26 protein-coding genes and 1 pseudogene are annotated in these 24,791 nt (G+C 40.5%); 9 read left to right on the top strand and 18 right to left on the bottom strand.

Features of this window, described 5'->3' with window-relative positions; all coding sequences use genetic code 11:
- Positions 1-6: 6 nt before the first annotated feature.
- The 16 genes and pseudogenes from cyoD to P20439_RS06570 form a co-directional block, all read right to left on the bottom strand.
- A complete protein-coding gene (cyoD, locus tag P20439_RS06645) occupies positions 7-363 on the bottom strand; it encodes a cytochrome o ubiquinol oxidase subunit IV (protein WP_008111918.1) in 357 nt (118 codons plus the stop codon).
- Positions 363-995 carry a cytochrome o ubiquinol oxidase subunit III gene (gene cyoC, locus P20439_RS06640; RefSeq protein ID WP_008111916.1) on the bottom strand — a complete coding sequence of 211 codons (633 nt, stop codon included), beginning with the start codon at positions 993-995 and terminating at the stop codon, positions 363-365. Before cyoC ends, cyoD begins: the two co-directional genes overlap by 1 nt.
- A pseudogene (gene cyoB / locus P20439_RS06635) lies at positions 992-2,981 on the bottom strand (cytochrome o ubiquinol oxidase subunit I). The gene cyoC and the pseudogene cyoB overlap by 4 nt, the downstream one beginning before the upstream one ends.
- A gap of 2 nt (positions 2,982-2,983) precedes the next feature.
- Positions 2,984-3,937 carry a ubiquinol oxidase subunit II gene (gene cyoA, locus P20439_RS06630; RefSeq protein ID WP_008111912.1) on the bottom strand — a complete coding sequence of 318 codons (954 nt, stop codon included), beginning with the start codon at positions 3,935-3,937 and terminating at the stop codon, positions 2,984-2,986.
- Positions 3,938-4,265: 328 nt separating this feature from the next.
- Positions 4,266-4,694, bottom strand: coding sequence for a hypothetical protein (locus P20439_RS06625; RefSeq protein WP_008111904.1), 429 nt, complete (start codon positions 4,692-4,694; stop codon positions 4,266-4,268).
- A gap of 326 nt (positions 4,695-5,020) precedes the next feature.
- On the bottom strand, positions 5,021-5,182 hold the full coding sequence (gene nqrM, locus P20439_RS06620) for a (Na+)-NQR maturation NqrM (protein ID WP_050947007.1): 162 nt from the start codon (positions 5,180-5,182) through the stop codon (positions 5,021-5,023).
- Positions 5,183-5,329: 147 nt separating this feature from the next.
- Positions 5,330-6,352 carry an FAD:protein FMN transferase gene (locus P20439_RS06615; protein WP_024601890.1) on the bottom strand — a complete coding sequence of 341 codons (1,023 nt, stop codon included), beginning with the start codon at positions 6,350-6,352 and terminating at the stop codon, positions 5,330-5,332.
- Between the two features lie 99 nt (positions 6,353-6,451).
- Positions 6,452-7,675, bottom strand: a complete 1,224-nt coding sequence (gene nqrF / locus P20439_RS06610; protein WP_008111899.1) for an NADH:ubiquinone reductase (Na(+)-transporting) subunit F — start codon at positions 7,673-7,675, stop codon at positions 6,452-6,454.
- Between the two features lie 17 nt (positions 7,676-7,692).
- Positions 7,693-8,301, bottom strand: coding sequence for an NADH:ubiquinone reductase (Na(+)-transporting) subunit E (nqrE, locus tag P20439_RS06605; protein WP_006791490.1), 609 nt, complete (start codon positions 8,299-8,301; stop codon positions 7,693-7,695).
- A 10-nt stretch (positions 8,302-8,311) separates the two neighbouring features.
- Complete coding sequence (locus P20439_RS06600; RefSeq protein WP_006791491.1) at positions 8,312-8,944, bottom strand: NADH:ubiquinone reductase (Na(+)-transporting) subunit D; 633 nt, start codon at positions 8,942-8,944, stop codon at positions 8,312-8,314.
- Positions 8,944-9,693: a Na(+)-translocating NADH-quinone reductase subunit C gene (locus tag P20439_RS06595; protein ID WP_008111895.1), complete on the bottom strand. Its 750-nt coding sequence runs from the start codon at positions 9,691-9,693 to the stop codon at positions 8,944-8,946. The genes P20439_RS06600 and P20439_RS06595 overlap by 1 nt, the downstream gene beginning before the upstream one ends.
- Complete coding sequence (locus P20439_RS06590) at positions 9,686-10,891, bottom strand: NADH:ubiquinone reductase (Na(+)-transporting) subunit B (RefSeq protein WP_008111893.1); 1,206 nt, start codon at positions 10,889-10,891, stop codon at positions 9,686-9,688. The genes P20439_RS06595 and P20439_RS06590 overlap by 8 nt, the downstream gene beginning before the upstream one ends.
- 1 nt (position 10,892) lies before the next feature.
- The gene (locus tag P20439_RS06585; protein WP_008111891.1) at positions 10,893-12,236 is read right to left on the bottom strand and encodes a Na(+)-translocating NADH-quinone reductase subunit A; all 1,344 of its coding nucleotides are present in this window, start codon (positions 12,234-12,236) and stop codon (positions 10,893-10,895) included.
- Positions 12,237-12,591: 355 nt separating this feature from the next.
- A complete protein-coding gene (gene fabV / locus P20439_RS06580) occupies positions 12,592-13,785 on the bottom strand; it encodes an enoyl-ACP reductase FabV (protein WP_008111889.1) in 1,194 nt (397 codons plus the stop codon).
- 102 nt (positions 13,786-13,887) lie between these two features.
- Positions 13,888-14,205 (bottom strand): BolA family transcriptional regulator, encoded by a 318-nt coding sequence (locus P20439_RS06575; protein ID WP_008111888.1) that lies wholly within the window; start codon positions 14,203-14,205, stop codon positions 13,888-13,890.
- A gap of 73 nt (positions 14,206-14,278) precedes the next feature.
- Positions 14,279-14,872 (bottom strand): alpha-ketoglutarate-dependent dioxygenase AlkB, encoded by a 594-nt coding sequence (locus P20439_RS06570; protein WP_008465475.1) that lies wholly within the window; start codon positions 14,870-14,872, stop codon positions 14,279-14,281.
- 43 nt (positions 14,873-14,915) lie between these two features.
- Here P20439_RS06570 and P20439_RS06565 point away from each other — a divergent pair, with 43 nt between their 5' ends.
- From P20439_RS06565 to P20439_RS06550, 4 genes are read left to right on the top strand one after another with little or no spacing between them, the layout of a single operon-like run.
- On the top strand, positions 14,916-16,064 hold the full coding sequence (locus P20439_RS06565) for a methyltransferase (RefSeq protein ID WP_008465473.1): 1,149 nt from the start codon (positions 14,916-14,918) through the stop codon (positions 16,062-16,064).
- Positions 16,065-16,625, top strand: a complete 561-nt coding sequence (locus P20439_RS06560) for a YajG family lipoprotein (RefSeq protein ID WP_008465471.1) — start codon at positions 16,065-16,067, stop codon at positions 16,623-16,625.
- A 2-nt stretch (positions 16,626-16,627) separates the two neighbouring features.
- Positions 16,628-17,248 (top strand): peptidylprolyl isomerase, encoded by a 621-nt coding sequence (locus tag P20439_RS06555; RefSeq protein WP_008465468.1) that lies wholly within the window; start codon positions 16,628-16,630, stop codon positions 17,246-17,248.
- A 51-nt stretch (positions 17,249-17,299) separates the two neighbouring features.
- A complete protein-coding gene (locus tag P20439_RS06550) occupies positions 17,300-18,679 on the top strand; it encodes an MFS transporter (protein WP_008465466.1) in 1,380 nt (459 codons plus the stop codon).
- A gap of 68 nt (positions 18,680-18,747) precedes the next feature.
- On the opposite strand, the gene P20439_RS06545 is transcribed toward P20439_RS06550, so the two are convergent.
- Positions 18,748-18,987 (bottom strand): helix-turn-helix domain-containing protein, encoded by a 240-nt coding sequence (locus P20439_RS06545; protein ID WP_008111877.1) that lies wholly within the window; start codon positions 18,985-18,987, stop codon positions 18,748-18,750.
- Positions 18,988-19,355: 368 nt separating this feature from the next.
- On the opposite strand from P20439_RS06545, the gene P20439_RS18945 reads away from it, so the two are divergent.
- Positions 19,356-19,544: a hypothetical protein gene (locus P20439_RS18945; RefSeq protein ID WP_008465463.1), complete on the top strand. Its 189-nt coding sequence runs from the start codon at positions 19,356-19,358 to the stop codon at positions 19,542-19,544.
- A 56-nt stretch (positions 19,545-19,600) separates the two neighbouring features.
- Here P20439_RS18945 and erpA read toward each other — a convergent pair whose 3' ends face one another.
- On the bottom strand, positions 19,601-19,939 hold the full coding sequence (gene erpA, locus P20439_RS06535) for an iron-sulfur cluster insertion protein ErpA (protein ID WP_008465461.1): 339 nt from the start codon (positions 19,937-19,939) through the stop codon (positions 19,601-19,603).
- Positions 19,940-20,176: 237 nt separating this feature from the next.
- Here erpA and P20439_RS06530 point away from each other — a divergent pair, with 237 nt between their 5' ends.
- From P20439_RS06530 to hemL, 4 genes are all read left to right on the top strand, one after another.
- Positions 20,177-21,859, top strand: coding sequence for a chloride channel protein (locus P20439_RS06530; protein ID WP_008111867.1), 1,683 nt, complete (start codon positions 20,177-20,179; stop codon positions 21,857-21,859).
- Positions 21,860-21,875: 16 nt separating this feature from the next.
- Positions 21,876-22,310, top strand: a complete 435-nt coding sequence (locus P20439_RS06525) for a CopD family protein (protein WP_008111866.1) — start codon at positions 21,876-21,878, stop codon at positions 22,308-22,310.
- A gap of 112 nt (positions 22,311-22,422) precedes the next feature.
- Positions 22,423-23,439, top strand: coding sequence for an aspartate carbamoyltransferase (locus P20439_RS06520; protein ID WP_008465459.1), 1,017 nt, complete (start codon positions 22,423-22,425; stop codon positions 23,437-23,439).
- 38 nt (positions 23,440-23,477) lie between these two features.
- Positions 23,478-24,758 carry a glutamate-1-semialdehyde 2,1-aminomutase gene (gene hemL / locus P20439_RS06515; protein WP_008465458.1) on the top strand — a complete coding sequence of 427 codons (1,281 nt, stop codon included), beginning with the start codon at positions 23,478-23,480 and terminating at the stop codon, positions 24,756-24,758.
- Positions 24,759-24,791: the final 33 nt, after the last annotated feature.

The following is a 24,791-nucleotide window of genomic DNA, read 5'->3' as shown; positions in this document are numbered from 1 at the left end:
AAACCTCTAATACATCATCATTGCGTTTGATTCATAAATGATCCAAACAGACAGTCCAACCACCATGACGATGATCAACGCGCTAAACAAGAAGGTAAAGGTATTTGCTTTACCTTCATCAGTGGTGAAATTAAGGTGTAAAAAGTATTTTAAATGCACCCAAATTTGCACGATTGCTAAAGTAACGATACTCCAGAGTGTGGTGACCTTTGAAAAGTCGCCCTCCATCACCATCCAAAATGGAATGGCCGTTAAAATCACTGATAAGACAAAGCCAATCAGGTATGTTTTAACACTACCATGTGACTGATCATGATGTTGGCTTTGCATTTGCTCTAAAGCATGTGTTTCGCTATGGCTCATTACATTGCCCCCATTAAATAAACAACGGTAAATACACAAATCCACACAATATCTAAAAAGTGCCAAAATAAGCTTAAGCAACTTAAGCGCGTGACGGTTTGTTTACCTAAACCGCGCTTAATCACCTCAATCATCATTATGCTCATCCAGATAAGGCCTGCAGTTACATGTAAACCATGCAAGCCCACTAATGAGAAAAACGATGTTAAAAAAGCACTTTGCTGTGGGCCATTGCCATGAACAATTAAATGATGAAACTCATAAATTTCCATACCAATAAACACCGCGCCTAAACAAAAAGTGACCGCGAGCCAACCAAGCGTCAGCGCCTTTTTTTGCCCTTGAGCGGCAATCATGGCAAAACCAAAAGTAATACTACTTATAAGTAGCGCCGCAGTTTCTACGGCAACAAAATCAAGCTCAAAAATATCTTTGCCCGATACACCACCTGCAGTGTTCATATAAAGCACTGCGTAGGTTGCAAAAAATGAGGCAAATAAAAGGCAATCGGTCATTAAATAAAGCCAAAAACCAAAGATTGTATCGCCTGAGGTATCGTGATGTTCATGCGTATGACTTACGCTATGAGGCTCTAAATTTACATGGCCTTGAGTTGCAGATAACGTACTCATGCGCTTACCTCCTTCGTATTACTGGCAATATGCGCGCCTTCAATTTGTAATATTTCATCGTTTTGCACGTAGTAATCTACATCACTGGTGTAAGCACGGTTAATAAACAGCGCAATCGCGCCAATAAAACCAAGCCCTGCTAGCCACCAAATATGCCAGATCATGGCAAAACAAAACGCCGTTAAACTCGCAGCAATAAGCACACCCGATGCGGTATTTTTTGGCATATGAATTGGGCTATAGCTAGATTTACCTTGATAAGCTAGGCCTTTTTCTTTCATATCAGTCCATGTATCAATATCATCAACATGCGGGATTTCAGCAAAGTTATAGTATTGCGGTGGTGATGACGTTGACCATTCAAGGGTGTGACCGTTCCAAGGATCGCCAGTGGTATCATCAAGCGCTTCGCGGTTTTTAAAGCTCACATATAGCTGAATAATTTGGCAAATAATACCGAACATAATAATCACGGCCCCCACTGCAGCAATATAAAGCCAGATATTCCAATCAGGATTATTAGAGTGGTTTAAGCGACGCGTCATGCCTAAAAAGCCGAGTACGTACAATGGCATAAAGGCTACGAAGAAACCGATTAACCAACACCAAAATGACGCTTTACCCCAACGCTCATCAAGCTTAAAGCCCATTGCTTTTGGAAACCAAAAAACAAAACCCGCTAAGTAGCCAAATACTGCGCCACCAATAATGGTGTTATGAAAATGAGCGATTAAGAATAAGCTGTTATGCAATACATAATCGGCACCAGGGATTGCCAGTAATACCCCCGTCATACCACCAATACTGAAGGTAACCATAAAACCAAGCGTCCAAAGTACCGGTACAGTAATGCGCAAACGGCCACGGTAAATAGTAAATAACCAACTAAATAACTTAACCCCAGTAGGCACAGCTATGACCATGGTCATCACCCCAAAGAAGGCATTTACATTCGCGCTTGACCCCATAGTAAAGAAGTGGTGTAACCATACAATAAAGCCAAGAATAGAAATGGCACCGCTGGCATATACCATCGATTTATAACCAAATAAACGTTTACCAGTGAAGGTCGACACTATTTCAGAAAAAATACCAAAAGCTGGTAATACTAAAATGTATACCTCTGGGTGACCCCATGCCCAAAACAGGTTGATATACATCATGGCGTTTCCGCCTGCTTCATTAGTGAAGAAGTGAAAATCTAAATAACGGTCTAGCGTTAGCATGGCAAGCACTGCGGTTAAAATTGGAAATGATGCCGCAATTAAGATATTTGCCCATGTACATGCCCATGTGAAAATTGGCATTTTCATCAGTGTCATACCAGGGGCACGCATTTTAAATACTGTCACTAGGAAGTTAACAGCGGTTAATAGCGTACCGAGCCCCGATATTTGCAAGGCCCAAATATAATAATCGACCCCCACCCCAGGGCTAAAGGTCAACTCCGACAACGGTGGGTAAGCAACCCAGCCTGTTTTAGCAAACTCACCAAATATCAGCGATAAATTTATTAAAATGGCGCCACTGGCAGTAAACCAAAAACTTAAATTATTTAAAAATGGAAAAGCCACATCGCGAGCACCAATTTGCAGTGGTACAACAATATTCATTAAACCAATCATAAATGGCATCGCCATAAAGATGATCATAATAACGCCATGGGCGGTGAATATTTGGTCGTAATGTTCTGGTGGCAGATAACCTGGCGCACCACTGGTAGCAAGCGCTAACTGCGCACGCATCATAATGGCATCAGAAAAACCACGAAACAGCATGATTAGCGCTAATAAAATGTACATGACGCCTAAGCGTTTATGATCAACCGAGGTGATCCAGTCGCGCCAAAGCACACCCCTATTTTTTATATTTTGTTATTAGCCCAGCTATAATAAGCCCGACTATAGCAATCACCGCCATGGTAACCATGATAATAGGTTCATGAAACGGAATTGCATCTATAGATAATTTACCTAAAAACGACATGATTATTCCTCGCCCTGGCTGTGTGATGATGGCATTGTATGGTTACCCATTGCCTGATGCTCATTACTCATCTGCTGATGTTTACCCATCGAGTGGTGTTTTTTGTTCATATCGCCATGCGCCTGCATGTATTTCATCACTATGGTATGAAATAAACCTTCATCAACCTTGCCATAATAAGCGACGGGATTGTTTTCACTCGCTTTGGCAAGCTCAACATAATTGGCATGAGTAAGGCTATTAGCGTTGGTTTTAACCTGTTCAACCCACTGGTTAAAGTCAGCTTTTGTTGGTGTTGCGATGGCATTAAATTTCATACCAGTAAAACCCGCACCACTGTAATTAGCCGAAAAGCCTTTAAACGTGCCTGGCTCATTAGCAATTAAATGCAGCTTAGTTTCCATGCCCGCCATTGAGTAAATTTGACTACCTAACTGGGGAATGAAAAACGAGTTCATGGTACTTTCTGACGTGATTTTGTATTCAACCGGAACATTAGCAGGAAATACCAATTCGTTTACCGTAGCAATACCTTGTTCAGGGTAAATAAATAACCACTTCCAATTAAGTGACACCACTTCAACAGTTAAGTGTTCACCTTTACCCTCTATCGGTTTATAAGGGTCAAGCTCTTGAGTTGACTGCCAGGTGATCACACCTAAAATAACAACAATAACAATAGGAACCGCCCATACAACAGCCTCAATCTTATTAGAGTGAGCCCATTTTGGTGCGTAAATTTCATGGTTTTGTGTGTCTCTGTATTTCCAAGCAAAATATAAAGTCATCACAATAACGGGGATCACAACTAACAACATAAGCACAGTGGCGATGATGATCAGATTTTTCTCATCAATACCTATCTGCCCTTTTGGGTCGAGTACCCCGCCATTACAGCCTGATAAAATCAGCGCCATACTAGCTAAAGCAATATTAAAAAGGTTACGAATTAACAAGGGACTATCCTAAAACCTAAAGAGTTTTTATTAGCTGCCAAAAATATTTAGCAACGATATTTGATAAAAACCCAAGTTAATTAAAATTGAATTACAAATAATGCAGAGCGAATGCAAGCATGAAGTATTGACCACTGGCTTAATAAAAAACACCTAGCAGAACCAACCCAGCTTTTTTAAACACATTAATATAACGCAATAAAAATTAACTTGGGTGAGGTGTGGTTGGCTGAGAGTGTGTAAAAACACTAAGCTACAATGAAAGTAATCGTTATTTACAGCAAGAATAAATAATTAGATACCACAGGTGTAACCTATACTCATAAAATTAACGAGTAAACAGACAACCTGTAAAGCTAGGTGGAGCACGACAACCATGTGCAGCTTGCACGGGTTGCTGAACTTTAGCCTCGCTAAAAGCAAAGGCTGCTTTACGGAGGATTATTCCAGCACGACGCGCTGGAAACATGTGGAACAATAGCCAACAAAGGCCAATAAGTAACTGACACGATAAGATGGGATGAGCTAAAAATTCGGCAATCGTCAGTAATAATGGCTCTATAAAAAAGCCATCACTGATCAATGCTTCAAGCCTAAAGGCATCCTCAATAGCGCCACTAAGCAACATAACGGCATTAAAAACTAATAATGTTATAGCCACACTCACGCCTCTTTTCGCTTTATTAAAGCGCTCATGCAACACTGACTTACCTAAGGTAAGCAAAGCGCTGGTATGAAACAAAGAAAATGAGTTCAAAAACATTCACCTATTAAAATGACTAATAACAAAATTTGGCATACACCGTGGCAACAAAAACAGGTTGCAGCCGTAAAGCCTTATACAGTGACATGAAATACAGTCTCAACGCATTAGCACTATTTGGCTAAGCTAGTTTTGATCCGCATCAATAGAACTTTCAAAACTTACTGAAAGTTCGGGCATGAGTATAACAAAGAGAGTTTTCTGTTCAAGATAAAAACACGATTATTTTATCAGCTGATGATTTATTTATGGCGATATAAATAAAAAACCTCCCGTAGTGAGCTACGAGAGGTTTTTTGTTTAAACAGAAATAAATCTATTTAAAGAATTTGGTTTTCTTTCCATACTTGCTCTTTGGCTAGACGCTTTTTGCGTTTATCACATGGATCATCGCAATCACATGCTTTATCAATACCTACAGAGCCTAAGCCTCCGCAGCTACTCGCCATCGATTTTCTTTGAACTATCATGCCTATCGCCATCGCAGCGACAATTAAAATAAGTAAGCCAAAGGTTAGAAAAAAAGTGACATTGCTTAGCCCCTATTGTTCAGCAATAAAATGAGCTCAAATAGCGTATTTGAGCTCCGTATATTATATACCCTCATGCTAAGGATATAAACCTAAAGACTATAAATAAGGCTTAAACGCAGGACTTGAATAAGTGACTAACCCCTGTGCCGATTTAGCAATTAAATACACTGGTAAATCATGCTGCTGCGCATAACGTTGTGCTTTTTCCATTCCCATAACCGTTAAAGCAGTCGCTAAACCGTCGGCCGTCATAGCGCTAGGGTGTAAAACTGTAACAGAAACTAAGTCATGCTTAATTGGCATCCCTGTCATAGGATCAATAAGGTGAGTATAGGTTTCGCCATCCATTGTATAAAAGATTCGATAATCACCTGAGGTGGCAATACCGTTATTGCCTGGTGCAAGTACACGGTGTACTTTTCGCTCACCTGGGTTTGCATCAGGTTGTTCAATTGCTATTCGCCATGCTTGATTGTCTGGTTTTGTACCAGCAATACGTAACTCCCCGCCAATCTCAACCATGTAATCTGTAATGCCTTTGCTTTGTAATAGCTCAGCCACTTTATCAATACCATATCCTTTTGCTGTAGCTGAAAACGACAACTCTAAATCAGCCATCGTTTTTGCTAAGCCTTGCTCGTTAAGGACCAGCTTATCTATACCAATGTTATTGATCATATTTGCCAGAGCTTCATTCGTTGGGCGCTTTGTTGGTTTTTTATCTGGGCCAAACCCCCATAAATCTATCAACGGCCCCATAGTCACATCTAGGGTCTTAGTTGAATTACCTATACGCATAGATTCACTAATAACTGCCCTGAAGTCATCACTGATTGGCATTACTTCGTTGGCATCTAAACGGTTAAAGGTGTTTATTTCTGAATCTTCGATATAGGTCGACATAGACTGGTTGATATCAACTAAAACCGCATCGATTTCTGCTTGTACTGCTTGAGGGTCAACTTGCTCAGCGTAAAACTTAATGTGGTAAGTTGTACCCATCGTTTTACCTTCTAAGTAGGTTTCCTCTGGGACTGATTTTCCACATCCAGATAATAGTAAAGTCAGCGTGATTATAAATAAGGCGATTATGCCCTGGGGAGTATTTACTTTGTTCATAACAACCCTACTTAATAGGTTAAAAATTAATATAAAAAAGCCTCGTCACATAAAATGCGACGAGGCTGGTATTTTAACTAAATTTAATCAGTTTGGGTATTAGCCACCGAAATCATCTAGTAAGATGTTTTCTTCTTCAACACCTAAGTCTTTAAGCATAGTGATAACAGCCGCATTCATCATTGGAGGACCACACATGTAGAACTCACAATCTTCAGGCGCTTCGTGATCTTTAAGATAGTTCTCAAATAACACGTTATGGATAAAGCCTGTGTAGCCTTCCCAGTTATCTTCTGGTTGCGGATCTGAAAGCGCTGTGTGCCAAACGAAGTTTTCGTTTTGCTCAGCTAGGCCGTCAAAATCTTCAACATAGAACATTTCACGTTTAGAACGCGCACCATACCAGAAACTAATTTTACGTTTAGAGTTTAAACGCTTAAGTTGGTCAAAGATATGTGAACGCATTGGTGCCATACCTGCACCACCACCTACGAATACCATTTCAGCGTCTGTGTCTTTAGCGAAGAACTCACCAAATGGACCAGAAATAGTTACTTTATCGCCTTCTTTAAGTGACCAAATGTACGAAGACATTTTACCACATGGTAGGCTTAGGTTTCTTGGCGGCGGCGTAGCGATACGCACGTTAAGCATGATGATGCCTTCTTCTTCTGGATAGTTAGCCATTGAGTAAGCACGAATTGTTTCTTCGTCTACTTTTGACTCCAGATCGAAGAAACCAAAATGGTTCCAATCGCCACGATACTCTTCAGGAATATCGAAATCTGCATATTTAACATGGTGAGCTGGCGCTTCGATCTGGATGTAACCACCCGCACGGAACGGCACTGACTCGCCATCAGGAATTTGTAGCTTAAGTTCTTTAATGAACGTCGCTTTGTTATCGTTAGAGATAACTTCACAATCCCATTTTTTAACACCGAAAATTGACTCTTCAAGTTCAATTTCCATGTCGTTTTTAACATTAACCTGACACGCTAGGCGACAACCTTCACGTGCTTCACCTTTAGAGATGTGGTCAAGTTCAGTTGGCAGAATATCACCGCCGCCTTCTTTAATGTGTACGCGACACTGGCCACAAGAGCCACCGCCACCACATGCAGAAGATACGAAAATACCTGACTCAGATAGTGCACCTAATAGCTTACTACCTGCTGATGTTTTAATGGCTTTGTCTGCATCGCCATTAATGCCGATGATGATATCACCGCTTGCAACTAGCTTAGATTTAGCACCAATGATGATTAAAACTAGTATTACAACGATAGCGATAAAAACACCAACGCCTAAGAAAATATCCATGATTGACCTCGCTATTATTACAGTGAAATACCAGAGAATGACATAAAGCCAAGACCCATCAAGCCAACAGTGATGAAGGTAATACCTAAACCACGTAAACCATCTGGTACGTCTGAATACTTCATTTTCTCACGGATACCTGCAAGTAATGTAATTGCAAGCGCCCAACCCACACCAGCGCCAATACCATAAACAACAGACTCGCCGAAGTTATAGTTACGCTCAACCATGAAGGCTACCGCACCAAAAATTGCACAGTTAACTGTGATTAGTGGTAGGAAAATACCTAATGCGTTGTAAAGCGGTGGGAAGAACTTATCTAATGCCATTTCAAGAATTTGCACTAGTGCTGCAATAACACCAATGAAAGTTAAGAAACGTAAAAAGCTAAGATCTGCTTCTGGGTAACCAAGCCACTCAAGTGAACCTGGTGCTAATACCGCATGGTAAACCAAGTTGTTAACCGGTACTGAAATACCTAATACAACAATAACCGCTACACCTAGGCCAATTGATGTAGTTACTTTTTTAGACACGGCTAAGAAAGTACACATACCTAGGAAGAATGCTAACGCTAAGTTTTCAATAAAAACGGCTTTTACAAATAAACTAATATAATGTTCCACTTATCGCCCCTTACGCTTTAGCTTCTACTTGGTCTTTCTTATAAGTACGAAGTACCCAAATGAATAAACCAATGATGAAGAATGCACTCGGTGGTAAGATCAATAGACCCATAGGTTGGTACCAACCACCATTTTGTACTAATGGAATAATATCAACACCGAATAGTGAACCTTTACCGAATAACTCACGAATAAAGCCAACAGTAAGTAGCACTACAGAGTAACCTAAGCCATTACCTATACCATCAAGGAAAGACATTAATGGCGGCGACTTCATTGCATAAGCTTCAGCACGACCCATTACGATACAGTTAGTAATGATTAGACCAACGAATACTGATAACTCTTTTGCCGTAGCGTAAGAGAAAGCTTGTAGTACTTGGTCAACCACGATTACTAATGATGCAATAATCGTCATCTGTACGATGATACGTACTGATGATGGGATATGGTTACGAATAGTCGAGATAAAAAGGCTAGAGAATGCAGTTACCAAGGTCAATGCAATTGACATGATTAATGCATTTTTTAAGCTAGACGTTACCGCTAGCGCAGAACAAATACCAAGTACTTGTAATGCGATTGGGTTGTTAGCGAAAACTGGACCAAATAGGACCGCCTTCATTTCTTTAGTATCAGCCATTAGTTCAATGCTCCTTTACGTACTTTCGCAAGGAAAGGGCCAAAGCCATTTTCGCCAGTCCAAAAATCAACTGCATGGTCAACACCATTAGACGTTAATGTAGCACCTGAAAGACCATCGATCTTATGCTCATCACCGGCTGCAGTCCCTTTAACGATTTGGATTGGTAACTCTTTACCTTCCCACGTTGCAGTCCACTGTGGGTTTTGAATTTCACCACCTAGACCAGGTGTTTCGTTATGTTTGTAGAAAATGATGTCTTTAATAGTTTCACCATCGCTTTCAAGCGAGATAAAACCGTACATTAAACCCCATAAACCATAACCCTGAATAGGAAGGATGATTGCATCAGTAGAGCCATCGTCTTTTTTAGAGATATAAACAGGCGCACGCTTGGTAATACGTTGAATACCGGCGATGTCTTTAATACCATTCTCTTTTAAAGATTTACTTAAATCAGCATCGTATTTGCTTTTTTCAAAGTCAAAATCTTCTACCGGCTCAGCAAACTCACCACTTTGCATATCAACAAAGCGAGTTTCGATTTTAGCATCAAACGTTTCGGCAACGTTATCAACTTTGCCAATACCAGCAGCAGCTAAGATATTGCTTTGAATATCTTTTGCTTTATTTGCTTTTTGCAGAGGGCGTAGTTGTACAGATGTTAGTGATACAATAACTGCACACACTAAACATAATGAGACAACAACAGCTAGCGTTTTGCCAATTGATTCGTTATTACTAGACATTACGTGCCAACCTCCGCTTGATATTAGCTTGCACTACAAAGTGATCGAATAAAGGTGCAAACAAGTTAGCAAATAAGATTGCTAGCATGATGCCCTCTGGGTATGCAGGGTTAACAACACGGATCATGATAACCATAAAGCCAATAAGCGCACCGTATGCTAATTTACCTTTATCAGTAAATGCAGCAGATACAGGGTCAGTTGCCATAAAGAACATACCGAATGCAAAACCACCTAATACCATGTGCCAGTACCAAGGCATAGCAAACATTGCATTGGTTTCAGAACCAATAGTGTTCAGTATTGATGAGGTTACTACCATACCTAGGAATACACCTAGCACGATACGCCAAGACGCAATGCGCACGTAAATTAGGAATAAACCACCAATTAGTACAGCTAGTGTAGACGTTTCACCCATAGAACCTTGAATGAATCCGTAAAACGCATTCCACCAAAGCTCAATATCAGTCGCGTAATTTAACGTACCAGCAAACGCTTGACCAAGCATAGTTGCGCCAGAGAATGAATCTACGGCAGTCCATACTGTGTCACCTGAAATTTGTGCAGGGTATGCGAAGAATAAAAACGCACGACCAGCAAGCGCAGGGTTTAAGAAGTTACGGCCTGTACCACCAAATATTTCTTTTGCTATAACTACACCAAAAGTAATACCTAGCGCAACTTGCCATAAAGGAATCGTTGCAGGCAGAATTAATGCAAACAATACAGACGTTACGAAGAAACCTTCATTAACTTCATGCTTACGCACAGAAGCAAATAACACTTCCCAGAAACCACCAACAATAAAGGTAGTTGCATATATAGGTAGGAAGAAACAGGCTCCGTAGAACATTTTCGCACCCCAGCCTGCATCAACGGTTAATTCACCGCCAAGTAACTGGAATAAACCTACTTGCCAAATATTCGCTAGCTCAAAGCCATTACCAAGTGCAATTGCCGCTTGATGACCAATGTTGAACATACCAAAGAACATGGCAGGGAACGTCGCCATCCACACTAAAATCATCATGCGTTTTAGGTCGATGTTATCACGAACGTGAGTTGAACCTTTATTTACATAACCTGGCGTGTAAAAAATAGTCGCAGCAGCTTCATACAGCGCGTACCATTTTTCATGCTTACCACCTGGTTCAAAATGTGGTTCGATATCTTCTAAGAAAGTTTTTAAGCCCATTTTAGCCTTCCTTCTCGATCGTAGTTAAGCAATCGCGTAGGGCTGCGCCGTACTCGTATTTGCCAGGACAAACGAAGGTGCATAACGCTAAATCTTCTTCATCTAATTCAAGCGCACCTAATGAAATTGCACTGTCTAAATCACGAGACAATAAGTCACGTAATAAAAGCGTTGGCAAAATATCAAGTGGCATAACACGCTCATAGCTTCCAAGTGGAACCATGGCACGTTTTGAACCGCCCGTAGACGTTGTCATTTTAAATAAACGACTCGGTGTAAGGTGAGACAAGAATGTACGCGTTACAGAGAATTTATCACTACCTGGTGCAATCCAGCCAAACAATTCTTTTTCGCGACCTTCAAGTAATACAGATACTTGAACGTGGTAACGGCCTAAGAATGCATGAACACCAGACGACGTAGCACCTGCAAGTACAGAACCAGAAATAACACGGTTATCACCGTCTTCTAATTCACCTGCAACTAAGTCATCTAGAGAAGCACCTAATTGTGTTTTCACTAAACGAGGATTCTTAACACGCGGACCTGCAAGCGAGATTACACGGTCTGTGTAAATTTCACCAGTAAGGAAAAGGTGACCATACGCAATAACGTCTTGGTAACCGATATGCCAAACTTGCTTACTAGCAGATACTGGGTCAAGGTGATGGATATGAGTGCCAACAAGGCCAGCTGGGTGCACGCCACCAAACTCATGTACTTCTACTTGAGCGATAGGTGAACTAGGAACTTGGCTGCCTGCTTGCTTACAAACAAATACTTTGCCATCGGTTAAACGTGACACAACAGCCAAACCTGCTTCAAACGCTTTCGCATTTTCAGCAATAATTACTGCAGGATCTGCAGCAAGTGGATTGGTATCGATAGCTGTCACGAAAATAGAGCTAGGATTTGCATCCAACGCCGCTATTTTACTAAATGGGCGAGCACGTAGTGCTGTCCATTGACCCGATTGAACTAGTACTTCTTTAGCTTTTTCACGGTCTAAGCTATTAAGCTCAGTTTCCGAGAAAGAACCAAAGGTGATTTGCTCACTGCCGTTTACTTCAATAACAACAGATTGCAGAACACGTTTAGCACCGCGATTAATTTCTTTTACTGTACCAGAAGCTGGTGCAGTAAATAATACGCCTGGGTTCTTTTTATCTTCAAAAAGTACCTGGCCTTTTTTGACTTGGTCATCCACACGAACATGCATGGTTGGACGCATACCGATAAACTCTTCACCTAGCACAGCTACACGTTTGACGGAAGAACCATCATGAATAACTTGCTGAGGTGCGCCCTCTAAGGGTAAATCCAGACCTTTTTTTATATTGATCATACGCACTTGCACTACATTAACGGAAAGAAACTGAAAAATCGTACCAACCACGCCGCTATTTGTATTATTGCAAGCTATAAAATGACTCGCTATAGATACCAAACAAGCAGCGCAGTAAAACTCCTCACATATTGCTTTGATTTTAACATTATTGTGACTGACTATGCGAGTGTATTTATGAAAATTATACGAGAGAAACGTTTATTTAGTTTTGTAATTCATAATTAATAAAATACAAGCTAGACCAAAGTGGTAAATAAACCATCAATTAACAAATATTTTTTCAAATCAAAGCTAAAAAACAAAAAAGTCGCACAAGGCGACTTTTAATATAACAACTTGTTCATGGCAATATTTAGTCAATCATATTTGCAATTGGCGCAACAGGGTTTACGTCTTGCTCATAATCAACAGCATCAATACCAAAACCAAACAGGCGTAAAAACTCATTATGGTAGCCAACGTAATCTGTAAGCTCATCAATAGAACTTGTGTCTACACTGTCCCAAATGGTTTGAACGCGAGACTGCACATCATCTTCCAATTCTTTGTAGTTTTGGAATAAATGCCCACCCTCATCAAAACGTGGTGAATCACCGTATAGGTTTTCACTAAATAGTGCATGAATTTGCTCAATAGTGCCCTCGTAAGTGCCATCAGCCTTCATTACTTTAAATAATGCAGAAATGTAAAGCGGCATAATTGGAATTGCAGAGCTTGCTTGAGTAACTACCGCATTAAGTGAAGAAACATAAGCTTCACCGTTTAAATCTTGGGTAGCGGCTTTAATAGCTGCAGTGGCACGGTCTAAATCTTCTTTCGCTTTACCTATGGTTGCATGCCCATATATTGGCCAAGTTAGTTCTTTACCAATGTATGTGTAAGCCGTTGTTTTAAAGTTTTCTGCTAATACATCTGCCTCTTTAAGGGCGTCAATCCACATTTCCCAATCTTCGCCACCCATTACTTTAATGGTGTTGTCGATATCGTCTTGGTTTGCAGCTTCAACGGTTACTTCATCGATTTCACGCTTTGACGTATTTAAGTTTTTAGTGGTTACTGCATTACCAATTGGCTTAAGTGTTGAAGAAAACACTTCGCCTGTATTTGGATCAGTGCGACGAGGTGACGCTAAGCTGTAAATTATACAGTCAACTTTACCTAATTCAGCTTTAATGGTGTTGATTGTTTTTTGTTTGATTTCGTTAGAAAACGCATCACCATTAATATTTTTAGACCATAAGCCTTCAGCTTCAGCGGCTGCTTGAAATGCCGCCGTGTTATACCAACCCGCAGAGCCTGTTTTACGTTCAGTGCCTTCTTTTTCAAAAAACACACCTAATGTTTTAGCGCCACCACCAAATGCAGCAGTAATACGAGATGCAAGGCCATAACCTGTAGACGCACCAATAACTAATACATTTTTAGGCGCATTTTTTAATGCTCCTTGCTGCTTAACATAATTAATTTGTTCTTGAACATGCTCTGCACAGCCAACTGGGTGTGCATTGGTGCAGATAAATCCGCGAATTTTAGGCTTAATGACCATTGATCATCCTATATCTTTTACAATAAAAATTAGCGCTAGTTTAAAGGCTAAAACAAAAAAAACTGATCTGATCAGTTACCAAATGCTCAAACTACCTTCTAGCTACCTGTTATCCAATTTTTGAGCACCCATACAATTAGGCGATTGCGGTGCCTCACCGTCGTGCTCGGTAAATTCTTCAGGGGTGTAAGTGTGCATAGCAAGTGCGTGAATGTGATTTGCTAACTCATCTTTTAAAATTTCGTTAATTTCACGATGACGCTGTAAAAGTCGTTTACCTACAAACTCTTCGCTTACCACAATTACTTTAAAGTGTGACTCAGTGCCTGCACTGTGCATGTGGCTTTCATTAATAACATTTAAATGCTTACAGGCAATTGCCTCGGCTAGCTTGTTGCGTATTTGTTCTTGCATTGACATGTTAACGTCCCTAAATAACTCACTGATTGGCTTACTATAACAATTGAGAGCATCGCATGGCTAATGCTTATTCTTACTTAGCTTTAATATCTCTAAAAGTTAGACTTATTCTTGGGTGTTTAAGTGTTGTTTGTTTAGGTAGTGCATGTTGATATTCTTGTTGGCTATGGCCATTCATTATTAAACAACTACCACTTTGTAATTTTATATTGGTTATTTTGCCACTCGCTTTATGTTTGAGCTTAAATAACCGCTCTGCGCCAAGCGATACACATGCGATAGTAGGCTGCGATCCCAGTTCGGCCTCATCATCGCTATGCCAGCCCATGCAATCATGGCCATCCCGATAATAATTAACCAAAATTGAGTTAAATGGTTGCTGTAGCTGATTCTCTAAACGTGTTCGCATTGCAAGTAATACGTCTGGCCAAGGCTCTAAATCGAGTTTATGCCCAGAATAGCCGTACTCAAGATTTTCTTCGCTGATAAAGCATTGCAGCCTTGGTATTGGCCCCGTTTTACCAAACACTGTAATGTTTGGCTGTTGCCAGTTTAGGTTTTGCTGCAAATAGTAAAATAAATCGAGGCTTTTTTGCGCACTAAGCACCTTACTTTGATAAGAAAAGCCATTTGGTAAAAGTTGGGGGTTGGCGTTTGGCGGTTGCATGTTAGAATTTACCTATCATTTGATTACCGATCATTAAACTATTATGACTACGCAAGCTACGCTCGGCGATAACACCTTTACTCTTGAACGCTTTCCTTTGGATCAAAAAAACCGCAGCTTACAAGCGTGGGATTCAGCAGACGAATACCTTATTGACTATGTCAATGAACACTACCCTGATTGTCGCTCGTTACTGATCTTAAACGACAGCTTTGGTGCACTTAGCTGTTACTTTAGCAAACAACAATTAACAGTTTGTTCAGTAAACGACTCATATATTAGCCATCAGGCGGCTGCTTATAACTTGGCGGAAAACAAAATCGCAACGACGGCGTTTAGCCAGCTTGATAGTTTATCGGCTTTACCTGAGCAAGTAGACCTAGTGTTAGTAAAAGTGCCACGCACGTTGGCTTTTTTACAGTATCAGTTATCTGAACTAAGCGAAGTGCTCGCGCCAGGTACGCCGGTTATTGGCGCAGCAAAAACTAAAGACGTGCATAACTCTACTATAAAAGCATTTGAAGATTTTATTGGTGAAACGAAAACAAGCCTCGCGGTAAAGAAATCACGTTTAATTATTAGCCAAGCCGCTGGCGGTTATAAAGGCGCAGATTTCCCAGTAAGCTGGCCGCTCGAAGGCACTGATTTTACAATAAGTAATCATGCTAATGTGTTTTCACGTGATTCACTTGATATTGGCGCGCGTTTCTTTTTTAATTATTTACCGCAAACAAATAAAGCCAAAAATATTATTGATTTAGGCTGTGGTAATGGCGTGGTTGGTTTAATGACATTAGCGCGCTGTCCTAATGCTCATATTAGCTTTGTTGATGAGTCGTATATGGCGGTTGAATCAGCTCGACTCAACATTGAATTAAACATGGAAGACAAGTTTGAACAATGCACCTTTATAGAGAATGATTGTTTAACTGACTTTGAACGTGAAAGCGCTGATATTGTATTGTGCAACCCGCCCTTTCACCAAGCACAAGCGGTTACCGACCACATCGCGTGGCAAATGTTCAAGCAAGCAAAAGACACATTAAAGGAAGGTGGCGAGCTGCGTATTATTGGTAATCGTCATTTAGATTACCACGACAAACTAAACCGTATGTTTGGAAACTGTACTTTATTGGGCTCTAATAAAAAGTTTGTGGTACTTAGCGCAACTAAAAATAGTGGAACGTTATAAATGAAACTCATAAAGGCATTATTGAGCTGTTGTACATTGGTGGTTTTTTCGGGATGTGCGAGCCAGCCTAACCAACTTATTCTTAACCCTGTTTATAGAAGTGGGCAAATAAGCTCAATAAATAGCAGCTTAAATACCAGTGTAATTGATTTGCGTGGTGACAGTGCAACCTTAAAGCTTATTGAATCAAGCAAAACCAAAACCATTGCCAGCACGGGTATTACTGAATCGGTTAAAAGTGCGCTAGATAGTGCGCTTAGTCGCAATGGCGCCAGCATTTCTAATTTAGCGCAATTGCGTTTTGAGTTAGATATTCACGCACTGCAAGCCGTGGTTACAGAAACGCTAATGAGCCATACCAGTGAAGCTAAGATTGAGTTTGAAGTACGGGTGATTCGCCCAACAAGTAATTTTAGTAAGCGCTACAGCGGTAATGCTAATTTATCTGGACCACTTGGTCATGATAGGGCAAAAATTGAAGGTCAGCTCAATAAGTTGACTGAGCAGTTAATTACCCGCATTGTATCAGACCCTGAATTAATTGCATTTTTAGAAGGTTAACAATGAAGCAACTTTTTTTAATCTGCGTGAGCTTATTATTTAGCGTAAGTAGTTTAGCGGCTCAAGAAGGCCGTTTTGTACAAAAAGATAATATTTTCCCTCGGGTAGAAATTGTGACATCGCTGGGCAGTATTGTGGTTGAGCTAGACCGTTCAAGAGCCCCGATTACGGTCAATAACTTTTTGACTTATGTGTCTGATAAGAGCTATCAAGGTAGTGTATTTCACCGTGTAGAACGCGATGTAGAAAATGATCGTGACTTTGTGATTCAAGGGGGTGGCTATGATACGGATTACGATGGCCTGCATGAAAACGACCCTATTTTTAATGAAAGCGGTAACGGCTTAACTAATGATATGTATAGCATTGCTATGGCTTATCAAGACCGTGAACCACACTCTGGAACGCGTCAGTTCTTTTTTAACATGGATGACAATGACCACTTAAATCCTGGGCGTGATTGGGGATTTGCCGTGTTTGGCAGTGTGATGGAGGGTTATGAGACGCTCGATAAAATCATGGCTGTAAAAACGGGTTTTAATGACAAAATTGGCTACAACTTTGTTCCTGAAAAACCGGTTGTTATATTAAATATTAAGGTGCTTGAGCAAGTTCCTTTATAACTTTTTATCAGAGCAGCCTTGGCTGCTCTTTTTATGAGCCAATGAACCCCTATGAATAGCACACTTTCTGTTCGCGAATACTTTTCTTACTTTAAAGATAAACGTTTAATTAATGTTTTTATATTTGGAATGAGCAGTGGCTTTCCGTGGGTGTTAATTGGCTCGGTAATGTCGGCTTGGCTTAAAGATGAAGGGTTGAGCCGCAGCATGATTGGGCTATTTGGTATTGTGTTTGGTGCCTACAGTATCAATTTTTTATGGTCGCCTTTGATAGACCGCACTAAACTGCCTTTTTTGTACAACTGGCTTGGTCAGCGCCGTAGTTGGATCTTATTTTGCCAAAGCTTTATTTTACTTGGCACGTTGCTACTCGCAGGGCTAGATTTAAAGGCAAACCTAGCGATTGCCGCCGCACTGTGTTTGCTGATCGCCATAGCCTCTGCAACGCAAGATATTGCTATAGATGCTTTTCGAATAGACACTCTTAGTGAAAATGAATCTCACAAAGCCACCGCAGCCGCCGCAATGGCTACATCAGGTTGGTGGACAGGTTATGCTTTATTAGGGGCTGTGCCCTTTTACATGGCGGATATGCCAAATATTGACTGGCCACAGGTCTATTATTTTTTATCTGCGATTATGCTGTTATTAATTAGCTGTGTATTTTGGGCTAAAGAGCCACAATCAAATCGCGAAGCCGTTCATGCCGAGCTAGAACGTGTTTACCTTGAAAAGCTTGCAACGACTAAACAAACACCACTGACAAAAACGCTCGCATGGCTAGGGGTTACCGTGGTTGACCCATTTAAAACCTTTTTTGCTAAAAATGGGGTTAAAACTGCACTAGCACTGCTGGCGTTTATTTTCTTATTTAAAATTGGTGAGGCATTTTTAGCGCGAATGTCGATTGTATTTTATAAAGAAGTCGGCTTTAGCAATACCCAAATAGCAAATTACTCCAAGCTTGGCACAGGTTTAATTACTATCATATTTGCCTTTTTGGGCAGTATTTTTAACCACAAATATGGCATAGTAAAAGGCTTGTTTATTAGTGGTGTAGCCATGGCAGCATCTAACTTAATGTTCTCTTGGATTGCTTTAGCTGGGCCACAAGAACACTTATATGCAATGGCAATTGTGGTTGATGGCTTTACCCAAGCGTGGTCTTTAGTGGCAATGGTTGCTTTTATATCTATGCTGTGTGATAGAGCATTTAGCGCCACTCATTATGCGCTATTGGCATCCTTGGGAAACTTAGGGCGTACGTTATTATCGAGTTACAGCGGCGTGGTTATTGATGATTGGCTGATGGGGAATTGGTCATTATTCTTTGTTTTAACAGCGCTTATGGTGTTACCTTCATTAGTATTTTTATACCTAATAAGACACAAACTATATGCGCTAGAGCAAAATTATCATAAAAATACCTAATGCTTCCCTGCACTAGTGTTGGCTGTAGACGCTAATTTAACTTTACGATTACAGCCAAAAAGAAAGCGTTAGTCAGCTTTAATTAAGCTTAATGCTTCATACGGGTCGACTTCTAATGCATTACAATAGCGAACGAACTCAATCACATCTAAACGACGCTCTTGGTTTTCTATTTTGCCTATAAAAGAATGTGGCGTGCCCAAAATTTGCGCTAAGCTGCGCATTGTATAGCCTTTTTCATGGCGCTTAGTTTTAAGCCACTTTGTTAACTTTGCATTTTCTTCCGAAGATACGGTTTTACCCATCATATACAACTCCTACTCGTTGTTTAACTGTACATATTGCCAAGTGCTCATCGTCGTCAACACCATAAACTCACTGCCACTGACTTAAGCGCAGTGTAAACGCTTACAATTCAACCAACAAAAAACGCTCAAATATGTACTAACTCTTTATTATTGTGAAAAATGAAACCTTGCCCGTTTCATTCTTGGATACATTATATACCATTCACCGTTGATCTGAATGATTAATTAGTAATTCTGCGATTAAAGTTTAACAACAAATATTTACCAAGTCTGAATAAGGTTAAATATTTTTATAACTTTTTTGTTTCATTTAAAAATAAGCTGTTTATTATTAGGGTTTATTGTCCCTAGCTGATAGAGATTAAATCATGTTTAGACTACTCTTTTTACTGCCTATTATTTTATGCTTGGGGTGGTACTTTTTTTTGCGTCATTATGCAATCCCATTAAAGCAGGGTAAAAAAGGCTTTATCTATATTTTAGCTTTCTCAGCGTTTGTACTTGGTTTTTTTGTGTTGATAATGCAAATAACAGAATACAGCCCAACTGAGTTATAATTACTACAGACATAAAAAAACCGCTGATTAAGCGGTTTTTTTGGATAACGATATTTTTATACGCTAAAACTAGCGCCACAGCCACATGTGGTGGTCGCATTAGGATTAGAGACAAAAAAGCGTGCCCCTTCTAATCCTTCAGTGTAGTCAACTTCACCATCAACTAAATACTGGATACTCATAGGGTCAATGACTAAGGTAACCCCATTTTTAACAATTTCTAAATCGCCCAGGTTTGCTTTTTCATCAAAAGTAAAACCGTATTGAAAACCTGAACACCCACCGCCTGTGACATAAACACGCAGTTTTAGATCTGGGTTTTCTTCTTCGTCGATTAACTGTTTAACACGCACAGCGGCTGCGTCGCTAAACTTAATGGGTAATTCTTCAGACATCTTATAACCCTCAATACCTTAATACTAATGCGTGAGATTATCTAATACCTGAGTGTTTTAATCAAGTATAGTTAATCCTGCTTCTACGCTCCAATGCTAACATGGCTTGTTTAGCTCACTCTGTGAATAGGTGCAGTATAAATTAAATTTAAATTAATCTGTTGTTAAAAATCTCAAGGACTTCCCTAGACTATTTTGATAAACTTGACGCCTAAAAATGCTACGGGGAAATAAAGCATGTGGCTTGAGCGACTGAGACGTCGATTAGCAAAACCAAAAACATCCGTACAATTATGCTTATTAGGCGTAAGTGCCGGATTAATTGCTGCATTTTTTATTATACTGTTCCGCTTAACCATTTTATTTTTTCAAAGCTTATTTCTAGAAACCCCTGACGATTTTACCACTCTACCCACTTTAGAACGGGTATTAATGCCCTTAGTGGCAGCGTTATTAATAGCTACATTTGCCGCTTTCACTGGTTTTAAACATTACCGCTTAGGTATTCCTTTTGTAATACACAGAATCAAGCGCCATTACGGGCAAATGCCACTGTATAACACGGTTAATCAGTTTGTTGGTGGTGCGCTGGCACTGATCAGTGGTTTTTCTGTTGGCCGGGAAGGCCCATCAGTTCACATGGGAGCAGCAGGGGCAAGCATATTAGCGAATAAATTACACTTACCTCACAACGCTATGCGTACCCTCAGTGGTTGTGGCGTTGCCGCGGGAATTGCTGCGTCGTTCAATACGCCTCTTGCTGCGGTTATTTTTGTAATGGAAGTGGTGCTCAGGGAATACAAAGTACATATTTTTGTGCCGATAATGCTCGCAGCTGTTACCGGCGCATTAGCCACTCAGTTTGTATTTGGTGAGGGCTCAGAACTTGCGTTGATTAGCATTGCCCCCTTAAGTGGTTGGCATTACCCCTATTTGATTTTGTGTGGCATGGGGCTGGGCGCGGTGGCTTATGCTTTTAACCAAAACTTAATGCTGATTATTAAAACCTTTAAACCATTAAGTATGTTTCCACGTTTAATAATTGCAGGGTGTATTGCCAGTTTAATTGCTTACGCAGTTCCACAAGCAATGGGCTCGGGTATGAGTGCGATAACTATTGCGGTAGAGTCACCTGAAAATATTCAACTACTCACCACTATTTTAATTGCCAAGTTATTAGCCACTTTGTTTGCTATTGGCTTAGGTATCCCTGGTGGGTTAATTGGTCCCGTTATTGGGCTTGGCGTTTTAACCGGCACTTTAATGGCATTTTTTGCCCAGTTTATTAGCCCTGGGACTGACATAGCAGGCACTTATGGCGTGCTTGGCATGGCAGGCTTACTGGCGGCAACGTTGCACTCCCCCTTAGCAGCACTGACCACCGTGATGGAGCTGACCTCTTCACCGGAAATTATTGTACCGGCGATGATCGTCATTACCACCGCCTACGTTACAGCTTTGCAGGTATTTGGTAACCGCTCTATATTTTTACAGCAATTAGACTTTCAGGGATTACCTTACCATGTATCTCCCGCCACTGAAGCCCTACAAAAAGTAGGGGTGATGGATGATATGGATGAAGACTTTAAACTGCTCTACTCCGATGATAAAGAGCAAATAAAAAACAGCCTAGATGCCATGGACAGCCAAACACCGTTAATTGTGTTTGACGAGGAAAATGGTTATCGCCTAGCTGAATATGACTTAAGTTTAATGTCTGATCAGGCGGTCAATATAAAATACATTAACTTACAAGGTATTAGCAGCCAAGCCACCCTTGCAGATGCATTTGAAATTTTAAATGATAAACGCAGTGGCGCGCTTTATGTGTATAACTTGCTAGATAATCAACAAATTATGGGATTACTACGGTGGGATCAAATCCACCATATTCTAACCATACGCAACAGTTTACTTTAACAATAATGAGAACAGTATGAGCGCATTATTAATTTACAAAACCTTGCACGTATTTTTTATGATTGCTTGGTTTGCCGGTATTTTTTACCTACCTCGCCTTTTTGTTTATCACGCTATGAGTGAAGAAAAATCGTGTAACTCAATGCTAAAAGTAATGGAACGTCGGCTACTTTATTTTGTTACTCCCTTTGCTGTGCTTACCGCAGTATTTGGCGTGTTAACCATCTTTGAATACGGCCGCGAATGGTTTCGTTACAGCATGTGGTTGCATTACAAACTAGTGCTGGTAATCATTTTATATATTTATCATGGCTACTGTTTCAAGTTATTAGCTGATTTTAAACACGATAGAAATACTAAAAGCGATCGGTTTTACCGAATTTTCAACGAACTACCTGTTTTAGCGTTACTCGTAATAGTTGCCTTAGCCATAATTAAGCCAAGCTTTTAAATACAGGATTATAAATTACACTGCCAAGTCGCAAACTAAGTTTGTATAATACGCGCGATTGCGTGCTCCTTTATGGATTATCGCGCCTTTTTGAATAACTAGGAATAACCCCATGTTCAGTTTCCAAGGTGAAAATATACTCTCTGTTAATCAACTCGATCGAGACTGTATTGAACGTATATTTACTGTGGCAAAAAAAATGGAGCCATACGCTAAAAAACAAAAGCGTACCAATGTGCTTGAAGGCGCTATTTTAGCGAACCTGTTTTTTGAACCTAGTACGCGTACTCGTGTTAGTTTTGGCACTGCGTTTAATTTACTCGGTGGACTAGTTCGTGAAACCACCGGTATGCAAAGCTCAGCACTTGCTAAAGGCGAGTCTCTATATGATACCGCACGTGTTATTTCAGCCTATGCTGATGCGGTTGCAATGCGCCATCCTGACTCAGGCTCTGTAGCTGAATTTGCAACAGGCTGCAGCGTACCAGTAATAAACGGTGGCGATGGCCCCAATGAGCACCCTACTCAAGCACTGCTTGATTTATTAACCATTGAGCGTGAACTTAGCCGCTTCGATCAAAATATTGATGGTATGCACATTGCGCTAGTCGGCGATTTAAAATATGGTCGTACCGTTCACTCGCTATCAAAGTTATTATGCCATTACAAAGACATTCGATTTTCAATGGTCGCCCCTAATGGCTTACAAATGCCTGACTCGATTTTATCTGCCGTTGAAAATGCAGGACATAAAATTGAGCTGGTCGATAAAATGGAAGGTAACTTAGCAGCCGATATCGTTTATCAAACACGCATTCAAGAAGAGCGTTTTCCGTCGCAAGAAGAAGCCAACAAGTACCGTGGTGGATTTAGAATTAGCCAGTCTATTTACAATAGCCATTGCAAACCTAATTCGGTATTAATGCATCCGCTTCCTCGCGATAGCCGTTTAGAGGCAAACGAACTTGATAACGACTTAAATGCTAACGACAATCTAGCAATATTCCGCCAAGTACAAAATGGCGTACTTATTCGTATGGCGCTGTTTGCTTTAACCCTCGGCGTAGAAAACAAAGTCGAGCAGTATGAAGTAGACGTTCCTTGGTTTAGCCGCAAACGCGATAGCTAAGCTTTTAATTTTAAAGTGATAAAACAATAGGATTTTTCATGACAATTAGCCAAGACTTATTTAAACGAGCTCAAGACTCTATTCCTGGTGGCGTAAATTCACCAGTGCGTGCTTTTAATGGTGTAGGTGGTACTCCGCTGTTTATTACTAAAGCACAGGGCGCGTTTACATTTGATGCTGATGGCAACCGTTACATTGATTATGTGGGCTCTTGGGGCCCAATGATTATGGGCCACAATCACCCTGAAATAAAACAAGCAGTGCATGATGCGGTAGAAAATGGTTTAAGCTACGGTGCACCTACCGAAGCTGAAATTTTAATGGCTGAAAAAGTTAAAGAGCTAGTCCCATCTATCGAAAAAGTACGTATGGTAAGCTCAGGTACTGAAGCAACAATGAGTGCAATTCGCCTAGCTCGTGGTTTTACTGGTCGTGACAAAATTTTAAAGTTTGAGGGTTGTTACCACGGCCATGCAGATTCACTGCTAGTAAAAGCCGGCTCTGGTGCATTAACTATGGGTGTACCTAACTCTCCGGGCATTCCTGAAGATTTAGCTAAGCATACACTCACGGTATCGTTTAACAATATTGAAGAAGTGAAAGCTATTTTTGCTAAATACGCCGATGAAATCGCGTGTATTATTGTTGAGCCAGTTGCAGGTAACATGAACTGTATCCCACCAGTACCTGGCTTTTTAGAAGGACTGCGTGAAGTCTGTGATCAGTACCAATCTGTGCTTATTTTTGACGAAGTAATGACAGGTTTTCGTGTAGCCCTTGGTGGCGCTCAGGCTTACTACAACATCAAACCAGACTTAACCTGTTTAGGTAAAGTAATTGGTGGTGGCATGCCAGTAGGCGCGTTTGGTGGTAAAACAGAAATTATGGATTACATCGCACCTGTAGGCCCAGTTTATCAAGCGGGTACACTTTCAGGAAACCCAATTGCTATGGCTGCAGGTTTAAAATCACTTGAGTTACTAAGTGCACCTGGCGTTCACGAAAAATTAGAAGCTATTAGTAAAGCGATTTGTGAAGGCTTTGAAGCTGCAGCTAAGAAAGCAGGCATTGCCTTAACGACTAACTACGCTGGCGGCATGTATGGCTTTTTCTTTACTGATGCAGAAAAAGTAACTACTTACCAACAAGCCACTGAATGTGATTTAGAGCGCTTTAAAAAGTTCTTCCACTTTATGCTTGAAGAAGGGGTTTATTTAGCGCCTTCAGCGTTTGAAGCTGGTTTTGTTTGTGCTGCGCACACAGAGCAAGAAGTTCAAGCAACGATTGAAGCGGCAGAGCGCGCTTTTGCAAAACTATAACGTTTAGTTCATAAGAACGCTTACCCATAAAAA

Source organism: Pseudoalteromonas sp. BSi20439, from assembly GCF_000241165.1.
Taxonomy (GTDB): Bacteria; Pseudomonadota; Gammaproteobacteria; order Enterobacterales; family Alteromonadaceae; genus Pseudoalteromonas.
The sequence above is the reverse complement of the archived record's forward strand: the minus strand, read 5'-3'. Positions and strand labels throughout refer to the sequence as shown.

What these genes read in the sequence shown, in the direction of transcription:
- nqrF (WP_008111899.1), bottom strand. Translation starts at nt 7,675, where the DNA reads ATGGATATTTTCTTAGGCGTTGGTGTTTTTATCGCTATCGTTGTAATA.
- erpA (WP_008465461.1), bottom strand. Translation starts at nt 19,939, where the DNA reads ATGTCTGAAGAATTACCCATTAAGTTTAGCGACGCAGCCGCTGTGCGT.
- P20439_RS06595 (WP_008111895.1), bottom strand. Translation starts at nt 9,693, where the DNA reads ATGTCTAGTAATAACGAATCAATTGGCAAAACGCTAGCTGTTGTTGTC.
- P20439_RS06575 (WP_008111888.1), bottom strand. Translation starts at nt 14,205, where the DNA reads ATGTCAATGCAAGAACAAATACGCAACAAGCTAGCCGAGGCAATTGCC.
- cyoD (WP_008111918.1), bottom strand. Translation starts at nt 363, where the DNA reads ATGAGCCATAGCGAAACACATGCTTTAGAGCAAATGCAAAGCCAACAT.
- P20439_RS06550 (WP_008465466.1), top strand. Translation starts at nt 17,300, where the DNA reads ATGAATAGCACACTTTCTGTTCGCGAATACTTTTCTTACTTTAAAGAT.
- P20439_RS06525 (WP_008111866.1), top strand. Translation starts at nt 21,876, where the DNA reads ATGAGCGCATTATTAATTTACAAAACCTTGCACGTATTTTTTATGATT.
- P20439_RS06545 (WP_008111877.1), bottom strand. Translation starts at nt 18,987, where the DNA reads ATGATGGGTAAAACCGTATCTTCGGAAGAAAATGCAAAGTTAACAAAG.
- P20439_RS06615 (WP_024601890.1), bottom strand. Translation starts at nt 6,352, where the DNA reads ATGAACAAAGTAAATACTCCCCAGGGCATAATCGCCTTATTTATAATC.
- P20439_RS06565 (WP_008465473.1), top strand. Translation starts at nt 14,916, where the DNA reads ATGACTACGCAAGCTACGCTCGGCGATAACACCTTTACTCTTGAACGC.
- P20439_RS06600 (WP_006791491.1), bottom strand. Translation starts at nt 8,944, where the DNA reads ATGGCTGATACTAAAGAAATGAAGGCGGTCCTATTTGGTCCAGTTTTC.
- cyoC (WP_008111916.1), bottom strand. Translation starts at nt 995, where the DNA reads ATGAGTACGTTATCTGCAACTCAAGGCCATGTAAATTTAGAGCCTCAT.
- P20439_RS06560 (WP_008465471.1), top strand. Translation starts at nt 16,065, where the DNA reads ATGAAACTCATAAAGGCATTATTGAGCTGTTGTACATTGGTGGTTTTT.
- P20439_RS06530 (WP_008111867.1), top strand. Translation starts at nt 20,177, where the DNA reads ATGTGGCTTGAGCGACTGAGACGTCGATTAGCAAAACCAAAAACATCC.
- nqrM (WP_050947007.1), bottom strand. Translation starts at nt 5,182, where the DNA reads ATGGCGATAGGCATGATAGTTCAAAGAAAATCGATGGCGAGTAGCTGC.
- P20439_RS06590 (WP_008111893.1), bottom strand. Translation starts at nt 10,891, where the DNA reads ATGGGCTTAAAAACTTTCTTAGAAGATATCGAACCACATTTTGAACCA.
- P20439_RS06570 (WP_008465475.1), bottom strand. Translation starts at nt 14,872, where the DNA reads ATGCAACCGCCAAACGCCAACCCCCAACTTTTACCAAATGGCTTTTCT.
- P20439_RS06520 (WP_008465459.1), top strand. Translation starts at nt 22,423, where the DNA reads ATGTTCAGTTTCCAAGGTGAAAATATACTCTCTGTTAATCAACTCGAT.
- P20439_RS06585 (WP_008111891.1), bottom strand. Translation starts at nt 12,236, where the DNA reads ATGATCAATATAAAAAAAGGTCTGGATTTACCCTTAGAGGGCGCACCT.
- P20439_RS18945 (WP_008465463.1), top strand. Translation starts at nt 19,356, where the DNA reads ATGTTTAGACTACTCTTTTTACTGCCTATTATTTTATGCTTGGGGTGG.
- fabV (WP_008111889.1), bottom strand. Translation starts at nt 13,785, where the DNA reads ATGGTCATTAAGCCTAAAATTCGCGGATTTATCTGCACCAATGCACAC.
- hemL (WP_008465458.1), top strand. Translation starts at nt 23,478, where the DNA reads ATGACAATTAGCCAAGACTTATTTAAACGAGCTCAAGACTCTATTCCT.
- P20439_RS06555 (WP_008465468.1), top strand. Translation starts at nt 16,628, where the DNA reads ATGAAGCAACTTTTTTTAATCTGCGTGAGCTTATTATTTAGCGTAAGT.